At 67.6% G+C, this 17164-nt stretch carries 11 protein-coding genes; 4 read left to right on the forward strand and 7 right to left on the reverse strand.

The window, feature by feature from the left end:
• Positions 1-3: 3 nt before the first annotated feature.
• From ACNFIA_RS00900 to pilG, 7 genes are all read right to left on the reverse strand, one after another.
• Positions 4-1038 carry a chemotaxis protein CheB gene (locus ACNFIA_RS00900; protein WP_416782563.1) on the reverse strand — a complete coding sequence of 345 codons (1035 nt, stop codon included), beginning with the start codon at positions 1036-1038 and terminating at the stop codon, positions 4-6.
• Complete coding sequence (locus ACNFIA_RS00905) at positions 1031-9352, reverse strand: Hpt domain-containing protein (protein WP_416782564.1); 8322 nt, start codon at positions 9350-9352, stop codon at positions 1031-1033. Before ACNFIA_RS00905 ends, ACNFIA_RS00900 begins: the two co-directional genes overlap by 8 nt.
• A 24-nt stretch (positions 9353-9376) precedes the next feature.
• Positions 9377-10240, reverse strand: a complete 864-nt coding sequence (locus tag ACNFIA_RS00910) for a protein-glutamate O-methyltransferase (RefSeq protein WP_416782993.1) — start codon at positions 10238-10240, stop codon at positions 9377-9379.
• A 62-nt stretch (positions 10241-10302) separates the two neighbouring features.
• A complete protein-coding gene (locus ACNFIA_RS00915; RefSeq protein WP_259758809.1) occupies positions 10303-12351 on the reverse strand; it encodes a methyl-accepting chemotaxis protein in 2049 nt (682 codons plus the stop codon).
• An 83-nt stretch (positions 12352-12434) separates the two neighbouring features.
• Complete coding sequence (locus ACNFIA_RS00920; protein ID WP_416782565.1) at positions 12435-12971, reverse strand: chemotaxis protein CheW; 537 nt, start codon at positions 12969-12971, stop codon at positions 12435-12437.
• A gap of 53 nt (positions 12972-13024) precedes the next feature.
• Complete coding sequence (pilH, locus tag ACNFIA_RS00925) at positions 13025-13390, reverse strand: twitching motility response regulator PilH (RefSeq protein ID WP_024766237.1); 366 nt, start codon at positions 13388-13390, stop codon at positions 13025-13027.
• Positions 13391-13435: 45 nt separating this feature from the next.
• Complete coding sequence (gene pilG / locus ACNFIA_RS00930; protein WP_015475142.1) at positions 13436-13843, reverse strand: twitching motility response regulator PilG; 408 nt, start codon at positions 13841-13843, stop codon at positions 13436-13438.
• Positions 13844-14125: 282 nt separating this feature from the next.
• On the opposite strand from pilG, the gene gshB reads away from it, so the two are divergent.
• The 4 genes from gshB to ruvX all read left to right on the forward strand — a co-directional run bounded on the left by gshB (position 14126) and on the right by ruvX (position 17116).
• Positions 14126-15088: a glutathione synthase gene (gshB, locus tag ACNFIA_RS00935; RefSeq protein WP_236172733.1), complete on the forward strand. Its 963-nt coding sequence runs from the start codon at positions 14126-14128 to the stop codon at positions 15086-15088.
• A gap of 56 nt (positions 15089-15144) precedes the next feature.
• Entirely contained in the window at positions 15145-16038 is an 894-nt protein-coding gene (locus tag ACNFIA_RS00940) for an energy transducer TonB (RefSeq protein WP_259758806.1), read from the forward strand.
• 74 nt (positions 16039-16112) lie between these two features.
• A complete protein-coding gene (locus tag ACNFIA_RS00945; protein ID WP_259758805.1) occupies positions 16113-16682 on the forward strand; it encodes a YqgE/AlgH family protein in 570 nt (189 codons plus the stop codon).
• Positions 16679-17116, forward strand: a complete 438-nt coding sequence (gene ruvX, locus ACNFIA_RS00950) for a Holliday junction resolvase RuvX (RefSeq protein WP_259759523.1) — start codon at positions 16679-16681, stop codon at positions 17114-17116. Before ACNFIA_RS00945 ends, ruvX begins: the two co-directional genes overlap by 4 nt.
• The last annotated feature ends 48 nt before the right edge of the window (positions 17117-17164 follow it).

Here is a 17164-nt window from a genome sequence, read left to right on the forward strand (position 1 = left end):
ATCTCACTGCGTGACTGCGCCGACGCATTGCTCGGCGAGGTGATTGACCAGCGCCGCCGCGAGTTCCCGCGGGTCGCCGGAGAAGGTGCTGTAGCCGCCCTCGCGCAGGCTGTCGGGCATGCTCGAACAGGCGCAGCTGTCGGCGCGCTGGGTCCAGATCGGCGCGCCCTGGCGGCGCACGTAGGCCGCGGCGGCGCTGCCGTCGCTGCACATGCCGCTGAACACGATCACGCCGCAGCGCTCGCCGTACTGCTGGGCGAGGTTGAGCATCATCTGGTCGATGGACGGGCTGTAGGGTTCCGGCCAGCCACGATCCTGCACATACATCCGCGCCGAATCGTCGAAGCCCAGCTCACGGGCGATCGGCACCACGACGACTTCGCCGCAGCGCACCGGGTCGCCGTCGCGCACGGTGTTGACGTGCCACTGGCTGTGGCGGCCGACCGCTTGCGGCAGGTTCGCCTCGAACGATGCATCGATGTGCTGGGCATACAGGAAGCCCACCGGCAGGCCGCCGGGCAGCGCATCGAGGAAGGTCTTCACCGCCGCCGGGCCACCCAGCGAAGCAGCCAGCAGCCAGACCTGCGCCGCCGGTTCGCCGGCCTTCAGTGGCGAAGCGGCGAGGTCCTCGGGCAACGCCACGCGGCTCGGGCGCTGCGCTTCGTCGAGCAGCGCGGCCAGGCTGCGGCCGACGCCGGCGCTGGGGTCGCCCACCAGCTTGCGCAGCTTGGACACCAGCCGGCGCTCCCAGCGTGGGTAATGTTCGGAATGCCGCTCCGGTGCATGCCCCTCGCCGAACAGCACGGGCACCCGCGACTGTTCCAGCAGGTTGTCCACCAGCGGCGAGTCTTCCTGCTGTGCCAGGTCCACCAGCCACAGGTCGGTCTCGCAGGCGTCCAGCTGCTCGCTTTCCAGGCGCGCCGGGTCGGCGTTGAGCACCACCTGGTAGCCATGGCCGGCCAGGGCCTGGGCCAGCACGTGGCGCTGCAGGGAGGTGTCGGCGATCACCGCGATCCGCGGCGTGCTCTGCTCAGACATGGGCCTTCACCAGCTTCTGGATGTTCTCCAGCAGCTCGGATTCCTGGTACGGCTTGCCCAGGTACTGGTTGACGCCGATGGCCAGGGCACGGTCGCGGTGCTTCTCGCCGGTACGGGAGGTAATCATGATGATCGGCAGGTCCTTCAGCTGTTCATCGTGGCGCACCAGGGTGGCCACCTCGAAGCCGTCCATGCGCGGCATCTCGATGTCCAGCAGCATGATGTCGGGCTTGTGTTCCTGCAGCTGGGCGATAGCGTCCACCCCGTCCTTGGCGGTGAGCACGTTCATGCCGTTGCGCTCCAGCAGGCGGCTGGTGACCTTGCGCACGGTGACAGAGTCATCCACCACCATGACCAGGGTCGGGCGCTGGTGCTCGACGTCCGCCGCGGCGGGGCCGGCCAGTTGGCGGCGCGGAGCGTGCTGGACATGCTGCGCGTGCAGCACGCGGATGGTCGCCAGCAGGTCGAGAATCACCACCACGCGACCGTCACCGAGGATGGTCGCGCCGGAGATGCCGCTGACGCCGGCGAACTGCGCGCCGAGGCTCTTCACCACGATCTCGCGCGAGCCGGCCAGGGCATCCACCTGCACCGCCACGGCGTGGTCCGCCGAGCGCACCAGGATCACCGGCAGCGGCAGCGACTGGCCGACCAGCTTGGGATGCTGGCCGTTGTTGAGCAGGTCGCCCAGGTATTTCAGCTCGTAGCTCTGGCCGGCGTACTCGAAGCGCGGCGCGGCGCCGGATTCGTCGGCGGCGGCCTGCTCGTAGAGGGCTTCCAGCTCGTAAGGCGAGACACGCACGATACCTTCGATGGTGTTGAGCGGCAGGGCGTAGAGGTCCTCGCCGGAGAGCACCATCAGCGCGCGGTTCACCGACACGGTGAACGGCAGGCGGATGTCGAAGCGGGTGCCTTCGCCGACGCGCGAATGGATGCTCATGGAGCCGCCGAGCTGCTTCACCTCGGAGTTCACCACGTCCATGCCCACGCCACGGCCGGAAATCTGCGTGACCTTCTCGGCGGTGCTGAAGCCGGCCTCGAGGATGAACTGCAGCACCTCGTGGTCGTTCAGCTCGCTGTCCTCGGCCATCAGTCCACGCTCGATGGCCTTGCGGCGCACGGCGTCCAGGCGGATGCCGGCGCCGTCGTCGGCCAGGGTCAGGAGGATGTCGCCACCCTCGCGCCCCAGGGTCAGGCGGATGGTGCCCTGCTCGGGCTTGCCGGCGATGCGGCGCGCCTCGCCGGACTCGATGCCGTGGTCGACCGCGTTGCGCAGCATGTGCTCCAGCGGGGCGACGATGCGTTCGAGCACGGTGCGGTCCATCTCGCCTTCGGCGTTGCTGACGACGAATTCCACCTGCTTGCCCAGTTCGCTCGCCACCTGGCGCACGATCCGCCGCAGGCGCGGCACCAGGCGGTCGAAGGGCACCATGCGGGTGCGCATCAGGCCTTCCTGCAGCTCGGTGTTGACCCGCGCCTGTTGCAGCAGCAGGGTCTCGGCGTCGCGGTTCTTCGCGGCCAGGGTTTCCTTGAGGTCGAACAGGTCGGATGCGGACTCGAACAGCGCGCGGGAGAGCTGCTGCAGCTGCGAGTAGCGGTCCATTTCCAGCGGGTCGAAGTCCTCGTAGCCGGCGCGCTCGGCGTCGGCCTGGTGGCGCGAGAGGATCTGCGCCTGGGTTTCGGTATCGAGGCGGCGCAGCTGGTCGCGCACCCGCTCGATGGTGGCGTCCATCTCGCCCAGGGTCGAACCGACGTCGCTCACCTGCTGCTCGACGCGGCCACGGAAGATCGAGGTCTCACCGGCGAGGTTGACCAGGCCTTCGAGCAACTGCGCGGGCACCTTCACCAGTTCCTGCGGCGCGCGGCGCGCGGCGGCTTCCTGGGCGGCTTCCTGGGCACGGCGGACGAAGGGCAGCACCACCGGCGCGTCGACGCGCTGGGGCACGGCGGCGGCCATGATGGCTTCGGGCAGGGCCGGCAGGTTCAGCGGCGCGGCGTGCTCGGCAGCGGGCTCCTCAACGAGGGGCTCGTCGGGCTGGCTGTCGGCACTCTCGACCTCGCCCAGGTGCAGGCGCAGCTGGTCGACTTCCGATTGCAGGCCGTCGAAGCCGGACTGCGCGTCCATGAGCAGGCTTTCCGGCCAGGGCGCGCCCTGCTGCTGGGCTTCGCCCAGGTGCTGTTCGAGGTCGTGGGCCAGGTCGCCCAGGCTGGTCTGGCCCGCCAGGCGGGCACCGCCCTTGAGGGTGTGAAGGATGCGCAGCAGCTCGTCCAGCGCCCCGTTCTCGCGCTCGGCGTCCCAGCGGCCGAGGGCCTGCTCCATGCCTTCGAGCAGATCGTCGGCCTCTTCCAGGAAGATATCCAGGATGTCGGCTTCCGGGCCTTCCGACGCGGCGTGGCCGGAGCCGATGGCGTGCAGGCTGACGCTGCTGGGGATGCTCAGTTGTTCGTCGGGGTTGGCGCGAAATCGGCGGATCGCGTCAATCAGCGATTCACCTCCCGGCACCCGGCGATGCTGTTGGACGGCTTCGAGCATCTCGGCGAGACGGTCGTGGCAACGCTGCAGCAGCTCGAACAGTGTCGGGCTGGCGCGCAAGCGACCGCCGCAGAGACCTTCGTAGAGGAATTCCAGTTCGTGGGCGAGGTCGCCGATGGGGCGGATCTCGGCCATCCGCGCGCCGCCCTTGAGGGTGTGCAGGTCGCGTTGCAGCGCTTCCAGCTCGACGCTGTTGTCGGGGTTTTCCATCCAGCGGTGCAGGGCGCCGCTGGAGCTTTCGAGAATGTCGAAACCTTCCTCGAGGAAGATCTCCACCAGTTCCTGGTCGCGGTCCTCGTCCAGCTCGTACTCGCTGTCCTGCACGCCCGAGGCGGGGGCAGCAGCGGCGACCGGCTCGACGATTTCAGGCTCGGCGGGCGACGACTCGGCGACCTCGGCCTCGGCTTCGTCGAGCAAGGCCTGCAGGTCGATGTCCTCCGGCGCGGGCTCGGCCACTGCCGCGTCATCGAGGGGCTGAAGTTCGCCGCCGTCCAGGCTGGTGCTGTCCAGGTCTGCGCCGTCGAGATCCACTGCGCCCAGCGCTGGGGCGACGTCCGGCTGCGGCAGCGCCTCGGCGGGCAGCGCCAGTTCCAGGTCGTCTTCGCTGACCTGCGGCAGCGCCAGGGTCTCCTCCTGCTCGGCCGCGGCGTCGTCCTGCTGCGGCTGGGCGGCAAGGGCCTGGGGCGGGTTCAGCCCGGCGGCCGGGTTCTGGCGGAAGGTGCGGATGGTCTGCACCAGGTCCGCCGGGTCGGCCAGCGCCTGGCCGGCCTGCAACTGGTCGAGCTGGGTCGCCAGGCGGTCGTGACAGGTGCGCAGCAGGTAGCCCAGCGGCTGGCTGTGCTGGAAGCGATGGTCCAGCAGGCCTTCGTAGAGCGATTCGAGTTCGTGGGACAGGTCGCCGATCTCGCGGATCTCCGCCATGCGCGCCCCACCCTTGAGGGTGTGCAAGTCGCGCTGCAGGGTGGAGAGCGCGGCGAGGCCGTCGGGTGAGGCCAGCCACTGGTCCAGCGCCTGGCCGGCGTTATCCAGGATGTCCACCGCCTCTTCGAGGAAGATCGCCACCATCTCCTCGTCCAGCGCGCGCGGCGGCTGCTGCGGGGCGGGATGGGCATGTGGCGTCTCGGCGGTGATGACGTCATCGTCGTCATCGTCGGCGGCGCCGCGCGGGGCGCCGTCGTTGTCGCCCCGTGCCGGCCAGCTGAGGCCGTCGGGCAGGTTGTCGTCGTCCACCGGACGGCCGCCCAGAAGGTACTCCTCGTCCTCGGCCGGGAAGTCGTCGGCGGTCAGGCTTTCCAGATCGACGAACTCGATGGCCGCGGCGTCGTGCTGATCGTCCTGGGGCGCCGGAACGTCAAGCAGGCGGTGCAGCGCCTCGACCTGTTCCGGGCGGGCGCTGACCTGCAGCGCGGCCGCCACCTGGTCCATCATGCCGATCAGCGCTTCGTGGGCGGTTTCGGCGACGGTGAAGAAAGCCTCGCCGGTCTCTAGGCGGCCCTCGCGCACGGCGCCGTAGACCGCCAACAGCGCGTCGGCGAGTTCGGCCATCTGCGGCAACTCGGCCATCTGCGCGCCACGGCTGAGGGTTTCCAGCTCATCGTGGAGCGCGCCCAGCTCCTGGCGTTCCTGCGGGTGTTCGCGCCAGCGGCGCAGCAGGTCCTCGGCGTCCAGCAGGATGTCCATGCCTTCGGCGAGGAACATGCCGATCAGCTGCGGATCGCTGCCGCTGCCCTCGCCGCTTTCGCCGCGGCGCTTGGCCTCGGCGGCTTCCAGGCGCTCCTGGTGGATCTGCGCGATGCGTGCCAGCAGCTCGGCGCTGCCCTCGATGGGCGCCAGCGGACGGCCGGCGACCAACTGGTCGAGACCGACGCGGAACAGGCCTTCGGCGGCGTGCAGCAGCTCGGCCTCGCGCAGATCGACCTGCAACAGGTTGGTCTTGAATTCCTTCACCAGCCGCTCCAGCGGCGTGGCGATTTCGGCGATCGGCAGGATGCCGGCCATGTGCGCACTGCCCTTGAGCGTGTGCAGGGCGCGCTGCAGGTCGTCGGTCACCGGCTGCGGCAGCTGCTGCGCGCAATCGGCGAGGAAGCCGACCAGGGTTTCCAGGTGGGTTTCCGCCTCGTTGCGGAAAATCTCCAGCAGTTGCGGGTCGAGGCTCTCGTCGAGGCTGTCGATGCCCTCGCCCGCCTGGGGCGCCTGCTCGATTTCGCTCGCAGGGCTGGCTTCTTCCGCCAGTGCGGCCTCGCTTGCCGGCTGCCCGCCGCTGGGCGGCGGCACCGGCTGCCCCTTGGCCAGGGCATGGGCGGTGGCGGCCAGGCGGTCGACGTCGTCGCGCTGGCGCTGGGCGTTGGCGGCGTACTCACCGACCAGCTCGGGCATCAGCGCCACCACGTCCTGCACCACCAGTTGCACCGCCGGCGAGTCGCCGATGCTGCGGTCGAGCACACGGTTGAGCAGGTTCTCGATGGACCAGGCCAGTTCGCCGATCACCAGCGCGCGGACCATCCGGCCACTGCCCTTGAGGGTGTGGAAGGCGCGGCGGATCTCGGTCAGCGATTCACGGTCGTCGGCGCTGCCCAGCCACACGGGCAGGTATTCGCCGATGGTTTCCAGCACCTCGCCGGCTTCTTCGATGAAGACTTCGCGCAGCTCTTCGTCGATCGGCTCTTCGTCGGCGGGCGGCGGCAGCAGGCTGGGCGGTACGTCCTGGGCCGGCGGGTTGATCGCCTGCACCGGAGCGGCCATGACCTCGGCCAGCGACAGCGGTTTGGCCGGCGCCTCGGCCACCGGCTCGGGCTCGGCCGGCGGGCTGGGCAGCTCGACCTCCGGCAGGTCGAGATCGGCGATGTTCGCGTCGCTCCAGGCCTCGGCCTGCAGGCTCGGCGCCTCGGCGTCGCTCAGCGGTTCCAGCGGCTCCAGGTGCAGCGGGGCGTCGAGGCTGAGGTCGACGCCCGCGTCCAGCGCGGTCGGCTCGCTCAGCTCGCCCAGGGTCCAGTTGTCGTCGCTGACCAGCGCGGCGTCCGGGGTGGGCAGCTCGACGCTGTCCGGCTGCGCATCGAGGCTCAGGTCGTCCAGGGTTTCCAGCGTCACCAGCGGCGCGGCTTCGAGGCTGGCGAAGTGTTCATCCAGCTCCAGCGACGGGGCCGGCGTTTCGGCCGCCGGCTGGCTGAGGTCGATGCTGAACCAGTCTTCCTCGGCGGCCTTGTCGTCCGCCGGGGTAAGGGTTTCCATGTCCCAGCTCAGCTCGTCCAGCGGGGCCGGCGTGGCCTCCAGCGGCGGCAGGCTGGTGGGGTCTTCCGTCACCGCCGCAGCGGGCGGCACTTCGGCCAGCGGCGCGGCATCGTCCAGGCTCCAGCTCAGTTCGGCGGCCTGCGAGGGGGCAGGCGTCTCGTCCAGCGTTTCGAGGCTGAAGTCGATGCTCTCGGCCTTGTGGCTGTCGTCCAGCGCCCAGCCTTCGTCGGCCAGGGTGGTGTCGGTGATCGGGGCGGCCGGCTCCAGCTCGATGTCCCAGCTGAGGCTCTCCGGCTCCAGGGTGGCAACCGGCGCGGCGGCCAGGGGCTCGCCCTCGTCCAGGGTCCAGGCGCTCAGGTCGGCGCTGGGCTCGGCAGCCGGCACGCCGGCATCCAGCGCCAGGGGCTCGAAGGTGAAGGTCGGTTCGGCTTCGCCGGCAGGCAGGGTGCCTGGCTCGGCGGCAAGGTCGAAATCGGCCGGCAACGCGGACTCGTCCGCCTTCGCCGGCTCGACGACCGGCTCCAGGGATTCGAAGGTAAAGCTGTCTGCACTTTCGTCGGCCGGGGGCGGCGTGTCGAGGTCGGCGAGTTCGAACGGCGACGCGTCGGCTAACGCCTCCTGCTCCACGACAACCGGCTCGGCCGGCACGTCGAACGACGGCTCGTCGAACGGCGCCGCGTCCAGGCTGACCGGCTCGAAGCTGTCGGCGATTTCCACCGGCGCGGCCAGTGCCGGGACGTCGTCCACCGGCACCGCTTCGGTCGGCTCGGCCAGCGGCTCTGCGGCCAGCACGTCGATTTCGTCCAGCGGGTTGTCCAGCGGCGCCGGCACATGGGCTGGCGGCGGGGCGTCGAGAATCGACGGACGCGGCGTGAGCGAGTAGCCCAGGCTGTCCAGGCTCTCCTCGGCGACGTCGAGGATCATGTCGCCCTGGGTGTTGTGGTCCTCGGACAGGCGCTCGAGGTAGTACTCGACGCTGGTGATGGCGTCGGCCAGGGTGTCCAGGCTGTGCCAGTCCGGCACGGCCTGGCGCACCAGCAGTTGTTCCTGGATGTAGCGGTTGCAGTTTTCCAGCAGTTTCGCCGCACGTTCCTGGGAGATCATTGCCAGGCCGCCGCGAACCTGCGTCAGCAGCTCCGGCACGCGGGCCAGGTGCTCGTGGTTCCATTGCGAGGCGATGAACTCGATGATCGCGTCCTTCGCCAGCTCCAGGCCGTTGCGCGCTTCCTTGATCACCACCTGGTGGATCTGCTCGACGTCGGTGGTCGGCAGCACATTCTCTTCGCTGCCCGGCTCCTCGCTCGGGCCGACCATGCCGGCCAGGGTGGCCTCGACATACAGCAGCGCACCGGCGACATCCATCAGCGTGGCGTCGTTGGGCTGGCGCTGGCCACGGGCGAGCGCGCTGACCACCTCGATCTGGTCGAGGATGACCTTGCGCGGCTGGCCGAAGCCCAGCACGGCGAGGGTGTCGGCGATCTGCTTGAGCGGCGCCAGCAGGCTGCCCAGCTCATTCACACCGCTGCGGTCGCTGCGCACGAAGAGGTCGAGGCTGTCCTTGACCCGCACCAGCTCCTCGCACAGCGCGCCGACGACCGAGCGCATGGCGTCGCGGTCGGGGCCGGCGAGGCGGGCACGCTCCTCGTCCACCAGCGCGGCGCCCGGCAGGGCGTCGTCGAGGCGGTATTCGTCCTTCACGGCGCGTACGCGCGGGGACTGGTCGGAGGCCTTGGCCACGTAGAACAGCAGGTTCTTGATCAGTTCGTCCGGCGCCGGCTGGTTCATGGCGTCGGCGCCCTGGTCGACCAGGCGCTTGAATTCGCGGTCGACCTGGCGCAGCAGGTTACGCACGGAGGTGCCGTTGGCGATGCTGCCGTTGGCCAGGCCTTCGATCATCGCCGAGGCGATCACCCACAGGCGGCCCAGCGGGGCGTCCTTGCACAGGGACTCCAGGCGGGCGAAGACGCGCGCCAGGTAGCCCAGGTTGGTCGGCAGGTCCTGGTTGCGGATGACGCCGACCAGGGCGACCTGCAGCATCTGCCGCAGCTTGCGCAGCAGCGCCGGCAGTTCGGCGGTGCGCAGGCGCGCCAGGGCGTCCACCGGCAGCACCGGGGACTGCTGGGACAGGTCGGGGGAGAACAGGCTGGTTTCCGACAGCAGCTTCTCGCCGCGGGCGGTGCGCAGGTCGTTGAGCAGCGGCAGCACGACCATCGGCAGGTCGCGGCGGGCGCTCTGGATGCGTTCCAGGTAGGCCGGCAACTGCAGGATGGCCTGCATCAGCACTTCCAGCGCTTCGCTCTGGCTGGCCACCTTGCCGTCGATCAGGGCCTGGGTCAGGTATTCCATTTCTTCGGCGAGCAGGGCCGCGCCGTAGAACTCCACCATCTGCAGGGTGCCGCGCACCTGGTGGATATAGGCCAGGCAAAAGCCCATCCGCGTCGGGTCCTGGGGATTCTCGACGTAGGATTCGAGGGCTTGCCGCGCCTGCTTGAGCGTTTCGGCAATCTCGCCTTTTACCCATTCCAGGGCGACATAATCGTGCCGATCACCCATAGCCACTCCACTCATGTGTCTGTGTCATCCCTTCCGGGTAAAGGCCAGAACGCGCTCATCGGCGACCGGTTCGAGCAGCGGGTGGTGCCAATCGGCGACCTCGCCCACTCCGATCACCAGCAGTCCTCCCGGCGCCAGGCGCTCGGCCAGGCGATTGAGGATGTCCCGCCGCCGCCAGCGGCGGAAATAGATCAGCAGGTTCTGGCAAAAAATCACGTCCATGCCGGACATTGGCGCCTTGGCCAGTTCCAGCACATTCAGCCTTGCGCAACACACGCGCGCGGCGAGATCGGGTATCACACGGTATCGACCGTCATCCTGCGCGCTGAAATAGCGCGTGGCCAGTTCCGGGTCGATATCGTCCAGCTTGCGTGCCGCATAGCTCGCCTCGCGCGCCCGGTTCAGGGCATTGAGGCTGATGTCGGTGCCGGTCACGCCGAACACCGGCGCAAGACCTGCGTCGTCGAGTACCTTGGCGGCCACCATGGCGAGGGAATAAGGCTCCTCGCCGCTGGAACAGCCGACGCTCCACAGGGCCAGCGGCCGGCTCGGGCCGACCTGTTCCAGACGCTGGCGCAGGTAACGCTCCAGCACCTCGAAGGAGGCCTTGTGGCGAAAGAAACGGGTTTCCTGGACGGTGAGGCGGTCCAGCAGGTTCGACCACTCGACGGCGCCGCGCGGGCCATCGGTGACCTGGCGGTAGTAGGTGCCATAGTCGGCGATGCCCAGTTCGCGCATCCGCGCGCCCAGGCTGGTCTGCAGGAAGGCGCGGCGCTGTTCGTTGACGACGACGCCGGTCCGGTCTTCCAACAGTGCCTGCCAGTCGCGGAAGTCCGCGGCCGACATGTCGGCCAACGGCTGCAACGACCAGACGCCACTTGCCTGCATGTCGCGCCCCTCGCTCAAGATTGTCGTGCGCTACCCGGTCAGGAGCCGCGCACCTCCTCTGCTCAGGCCTGTTCGGCGGTGTCCGGCAGTTTGAAGCCGGATACGGAGTGGCGCATCTCACCGGCCATCTTGGCCAGGTTACCAATGCTGCGCGCGGTGGCGGTGGTACCGGCGGAGGTCTGCGAGGTGATCTCCTGGATCACGTTCATGGTGTTGGAAATGTGGCCGGCGGAGGAGGCCTGCTGACGGGCGGCGTTGGAGATGTTCTGGATCAGCGCCGCCAGGGTCTTGGATACCTTCTCGATCTCTTCCAGGGACACACCTGCGTCCTGCGCCAGGCGCGCACCGCGCACCACCTCGGAGGTGGTCTGTTCCATCGAGATCACCGCTTCGTTGGTGTCGGTCTGAATGGTCTTCACCAGCGCCTCGATCTGCTTGGTCGCGGCGGAGGAACGTTCCGCCAGGCGCTGTACTTCGTCCGCTACCACGGCGAAGCCGCGGCCTGCGTCGCCCGCCATGGACGCCTGGATCGCGGCGTTCAGGGCGAGGATGTTGGTCTGGTCGGCGATGTCGTTGATCAGGCTTACGATGTCACCGATCTCCTGGGACGATTCACCCAGGCGCTTGATCCGCTTGGAGGTGTCCTGGATCTGCTCGCGGATGTTGTCCATGCCGGTGATGGTGTTGTGCACCACTTCGTTGCCCTTGTTGGCGATGGCTACGGAACGTTCCGCTACCGCCGAGGACTCGGAGGCGTTCGCCGATACCTGGTCAATGGACACGGCCATTTCGTTGATCGCGGCGGAGGCGCCGGCGATTTCCTGGGCCTGGTGCTCGGACGCCTCGGCCAGGTGCATGGCGGTGGCCTGGGTTTCCTGGGCGGCGGCGGCCACCTGCACGGCGGTCAGGTTGATGGTTTCCACCAGCTCGCGGAGCTGGTCGATGGAGTAGTTGATGGAGTCCGCGATCGCACCGGTGAAGTCCTCGGTTACCGTCGCGGCCACCGTCAGGTCACCGTCGGCGAGGTCGGCGATTTCGTCGAGCAGTCGCAGAATCGCCGCCTGGTTACGTTCGTTCTTCTCGGCGGTCTCGGCCAGTCGGCGGTTGGTTTCACGCACCATCACCAGGCCGATGAGGATGATCGCGCCCAGGGCGAGGATACCCAGCGCGGCGCTGGCGACCTGGTTGAACACACGGCCTTCGGCCAGGTTCTCGAAGCCGGCGGCGAGGTTGGAAGCCTTGTCCAGCAGGGTCTGGGAACCACCGAAGATGGTGTTGGCGGCTTCACGGACCTGGAACAGTTCCGGCGAGGTCTCGAGGATCTCGTCCACCGAGCCGGAAACGAATTCGAAGAGTTCGGCGATCTCGTTGAGGCGGTCCACCGCTTCGGCGTTGGTCACCTTGGAGATGCTCATCGCCGCGTTGCCTTCCTTCATGCCCTTGAGTACGCGGCCGAAGAGGCTGGCGTCACGGCCGAAGCTGTCGGCGGCCTGCACGGAGTTCTCGTCGCCGGCGAGCACCTTGTTCACCGAGCCGAGGATACGTTCGGCCAGCAGCGACTGGCGCTGGGCAACCGCGACCTGGTCGGCCGGGGCGCCGTTTTCCAGGAGGATGTCGACGACCTCCTCGTACTCCACCTGCAGCTGCGGGATGGTCTCGGCGAGGGTCGCGGCCACCTGGTGCAGGGACAGTACGGTCTGTTCGCTGGCGAGGATGGAGTCGGCGTTCTTGCGCAGGGTGTCCCAGTCCTTCTGTACGTCCGCCATCTGCGGCTGTACCGAATCCGGGCTCGGCGGCAGGCCGGTGCTCTCGTCACCCTTGGTGAGGATGTTCCAGCGCTTCTCGAAGTCGTTGCGCGCCTCTTTGAGCAGCTTGAACGCCTCTGCCTTGCCCGCGGCGGCTTCCGTGGCGTTCTTGGCGATACGCTGGGACAGCACGCGCAGTTCGCCGGCGTGGCCGATGTACTGCTTGTCGTGGTTCGCCTGGGTGTTGAGGTAAGCGAAGTTGGCGAACAGCAGGACGATCGCCACGATCAGGACCACGAAGAGTCCGAGGATCAGCGAGCTGCTGCGCGCACCCGAGAAAAGACTGCCTGCCTTTATATTTTTCATATTCGGCCCCCGCCTGGACCCACCACGATTTACGGTTTCCATGTCACAACAAGGGCCGGCGAGCCGGCCCAACCGGTCAAACTCTAGCTGGCGACGTCCAGGAACCCGGGGTGCTGAGCCAGCGCATGCGGGCTGAACACGAGCCAGGGTTGCTCCCGGTGGAAGACGCCATGGATAAAGGGCTGCAGGACCGCTTCCAGCGGCGGCAACTGCTCGGAGAAGGTGTCCACCGGGAAGTGCTGCATGCCGAACACCTCATCCACGATGAGGCCGGCGAAGACTTCCTGGTGTTCCACGACGAGCACGCGCCGCTGTTTGCGCAGAGGCGAAAGCTCCGCACCGAGGAAACCGCACAGGTCCATGATCGGCAACAGGCGGCCGCGCACGTTGGCGACCCCCTTCACCCAGTCACGGACGCCGGGCAGCAGTGTGTAGCGCGGCTCGTGAAGAACCTCGCCGACCTCCCCCATGGGCGCCACGAACAGGCGCCCAGCCATGCGAAAGCCGATACCGTTCCAGCTCTGCACCATCTCGCGCTGGGCGGGCAGACCCGCCGCCAGCTGCCGACAGCGCTGATCGATCTGGACGAGAACCTCGAAAGGACTCTGGACTTCCGCCATGCCGGCCCTGGCCTTCTCTAATAATTATGTTCAGGTGTGCACAGACGGCTGAATCAGCCGGCGAGCACCGAATTGATGGTCTTGAGCAGCGTTTCCTCGTCCACCGGCTTGGTCAGGTAGTCGCGAGCGCCCTGGCGCTTGCCCCAGACCTTGTCGGTCTCCTGGTCCTTGGTGGTGACGATGATCACCGGAATCGCGCTGGTTTCCGGGTCCTTGGACAGCTGACGGGTCGCCTGGAAGCCGTTCAGGCCGGGCATGACGATGTCCATCAGGACGACGTCGGGCTTTTCCTGGCGCGCCAGGGCCACGCCATCGGCGCCGTTCTCGGCCTTGAGTACCTGGTGCGAGTGCTTCTCCAGCATCGCGGTCAGCTTGTACATCTCGGTCGGCGAGTCATCAACAATCAGAATTCGAGCCATTGTGGTCCCCATACGGAATAGGCGTCACCGGCGCTGGGCCGGACTTCAGGAAGCGTGCTCCACCGGGGTGAAGTCGGGCACATGGGTCTTGATCGCGCCGAGCAGTTCTTCCTTGCTGAAGGGCTTGGTGAGGTACTGATCGGAACCGACGATGCGACCCTTGGCCTTGTCGAACAGACCGTCCTTGGAGGACAGCATGATCACCGGCGTGGATTTGAAGGCACTGTTGTTCTTGATCAGGGCGCAGGTCTGATAGCCATCCAGGCGCGGCATCATGATATCGACAAAGATGATGCTGGGATGGGTATCGGCGATTTTGGCCAACGCGTCGAAGCCGTCGATGGCTGTGATGACATCGCAGCCGACTTTCTTCAGCAGGGTTTCAGCCGTGCGACGAATCGTCTTGGAATCGTCGATCACCATTACTTTCAAACCGTCGGAATGCTGTTCCATGTTCGCCCTTACCATCTCGGTGAGTCGTTTTTTCCGCTTTTTATTTCAGTGCGCTAGCGCCCTGCCACCGTCGGGCTGCGACCCAATCGTGGGAACCTTTTACCACAATCGTCAGAATCTTTACCACGCCCAGCAAATTCAGGCCATAAGACCCGGAACACGCAGGCTTTTTCCTTGACCGAGCGCACATCCAGCGCCACCCTGAGCGTCCATTTTCAGCCTTTGCGGCGCGGTGTGATGCCGCAGCCCCAAGCCCACCGATTTCTCCCAGGAGGACATCCCATGAGCGTACGCCTCGGGATCGTGATGGACCCCATCGCGCAGATCAGTTTCAAGAAGGACAGCTCCCTGGCCATGCTGCTCGCCGCCCAGGCCCGTGGCTGGCAGCTCTTCTATATGGAACAGCAGGACCTGTACCAGAAGGAGAACGTCGCCCGCGGCCGCATGCGTCCGCTCAAGGTCTTCTACGATCCCGCCCACTGGTTCGAACTGGAAGAGGAAGTCGACCAGCCGCTGTCGGACCTGGACGTGATCCTGATGCGCAAGGACCCGCCCTTCGACAACGAATTCGTCTACTCCACCTACCTGCTGGAACAGGCCGAGACCGCCGGCACGCTGGTGGTCAACAAGCCGCAGAGCCTGCGTGACTGCAACGAGAAGTACTTTGCCACGCTGTTCCCGCAATGTGCGCCGCCGACGGTGGTGAGCCGCCGGTCCGACATTTTGCGCGAGTTTGCATCACAGCATCGTGACATCATTCTCAAACCCCTGGATGGCATGGGCGGATCGATGATCTTCCGCCACCGCGAAGGCGACCCTAACCTCTCGGTGATCCTCGAGACCCTGACCCGCCACGGCCAGGAACAGGTCATGGCGCAGCGCTACCTGCCGGCCATCAAGGACGGCGACAAGCGCATCCTGATGATCGACGGCGAGCCGGTGGAATACTGCCTGGCGCGCATCCCCGCCCAGGGCGAGACCCGCGGCAACCTGGCCGCCGGCGGCCGCGGCGTGGCCCAGCCGCTGACCGAGCGCGACCGCTGGATCGCCGCGCAGGTCGGCCCGGAACTGCGCAAGCGCGGCCTGCTGTTCGTCGGCCTGGACGTGATCGGCGAGAACCTCACCGAGATCAACGTCACCAGCCCGACCTGCATCCGCGAGATCGATGCGGCCTACGACACGCGCATCGGTGAGAGGTTGATGGCAGTCATCGATGAAAAGCTCAAGGCGCGCAGTGCGTCATAGACTTTTATAAGCCTCGTCGGCAGACTTCCGCCCCACCCTGGCCCGTGCGATCCGCAATGAACGCTGCAACCCACCAAGACTTCCCCGTGTCCTCCGGCGTACGCCCGGCGGACCGTCTGGGTTTCACCCTGTTCGTGGCGGCCATCCTGCACGTGGCCGTGCTGCTGGGGGTGGGCTTCACCATGCCCACGCCCAGCCAATTGAGCAAGACGCTGGAAATCACCCTGGCCAGCTTCAAGAGCGAGCACGCGCCGGAGAAGGCCGACTACCTCGCCCAGATGAACCAGCAGGGCAGCGGCACCCTGGAACACAAGGCGATTCCCAAGACCACCGAGCAGGCGCCCTTCCAGGACACCGAGGTCAAGAAGGTCTCCCCGCCCGCCACCCCGCGCCAGGCCAAGAGCCCGGAAGCGCCCAAGGCCGCCGTCGCCACCCGCACGCCGCGCCCGGACAAGGTGCAGACCAAGCAGCAGACGCCCAAGGCCGAGACCGTCGCCAAGCCTGCGCCGCAGTTCGACTCCAGCCAGCTCTCGGCGGAAATCTCCAGCCTGGAAGCCGACCTCGCCCGCGAGCAGCAGGCCTACGCCAAGCGCCCGCGCATCCACCGCCTGAGCGCCGCCTCGACCATGCGCGACAAGGGCGCCTGGTATAAGGAAGAGTGGCGCAAGAAGATCGAGCGCATCGGCAACCTCAACTACCCGGACGAAGCCCGGCGCCAGCGCATCTACGGCAGCCTGCGGCTGCTGGTGTCGATCAACCGCGACGGCTCCCTCTATGAAGTGCAGGTGCTGGAATCCTCCGGCCAACCCCTGCTCGACCAGGCCGCCCAGCGCATCGTGCGCCTGGCCGCCCCCTTCGCGCCCTTCTCGGGCGACCTGAACGACATCGACCGCCTGGAAATCATCCGCACCTGGCGCTTCGAGCGCGGCGACCGCCTCTCCAGCAACTGAGCCTGCGCGCCAGAGACGTCCGCTGACGTTTTCAAGTCTTGTCCCTTTGGCCCCCAGGCCTGAAACTAGCCGGCATGAAAAGCACAGCCGCCAGCTACCTCAAGCACCACTTCCTGATCGCCATGCCGCACATGGCGGATGCCAACTTTGCCCAGACGGTCACCTACCTCGTGGAACACAACGAGCAGGGCGCCATGGGCCTGATCATCAATCGCCCCAGCGGCCTGAGCCTGGCCGACGTCCTCGAGCAACTGCGCCCGGACGAACTGCCACCGGTGCGCTGCCAGGGCATGACCATCTACAACGGCGGGCCGGTGCAGACCGACCGCGGCTTCGTCCTGCACCCCGCCGGGCGCAGCTACCAGGCCACCCTGGAGCTGGGCGAGCTGTCGCTGTCCACCTCCCAGGACGTGCTGTTCGCCATCGCCGACGGCAGCGGCCCCGCGCAACACCTGATCACCCTCGGCTATGCAGGCTGGGAAGCCGGCCAGCTGGAAGCGGAGCTGGCCGACAACGCCTGGCTGACCTGCCCTGCCGACCCGGCCGTGCTCTTCGAGGTGCCGGCCGAGCAGCGCCTGTCCGCAGCGGCCGAGCGCCTGGGGGTCAACCTCAGCCTGCTCACCGCCCAGGCCGGGCACGCCTGATGAGCAGCAAACCCCTGCGCCTGCTGCTGGGCTTCGACTACGGCACCAAGCAGATTGGCGTCGCCGTCGGCCAGGCCATCACCGGGCAGGCCCGCGAACTCTGCGTGCTCAAGGCGCAGAACGGCGTGCCGGACTGGAACCGCGTGGAAGCCCTGATCAAGGAATGGCAGCCCGACGCCATCGTCGTCGGCCTGCCGCTGAACATGGACGGCACCCCCAGCGAGATGAGCGAGCGCGCCGAAAAGTTCGCCCGCCGCCTGCACGGCCGCTACAACCTGCCGGTGCACACCCACGACGAGCGCCTGACCACCTACGCCGCCAAGGGCGAGCGCCTGGCCCAGGGCCAGCGCGATGGTTACCGGGAGCGCCCGGTGGACGCCCTGGCCGCCGCCCTGCTGCTGGAGGGCTGGCTGGCCGACAACGCCCCCGCTTGACCCGAGCTGCCCGGCCGGCCGCAGCGTCCTTGACTTGAGGCAGCGCCA

This window comes from Pseudomonas sp. NY15437, assembly GCF_048068435.1.
Lineage (GTDB): Bacteria > Pseudomonadota > Gammaproteobacteria > Pseudomonadales > Pseudomonadaceae > Pseudomonas > Pseudomonas nitroreducens_B.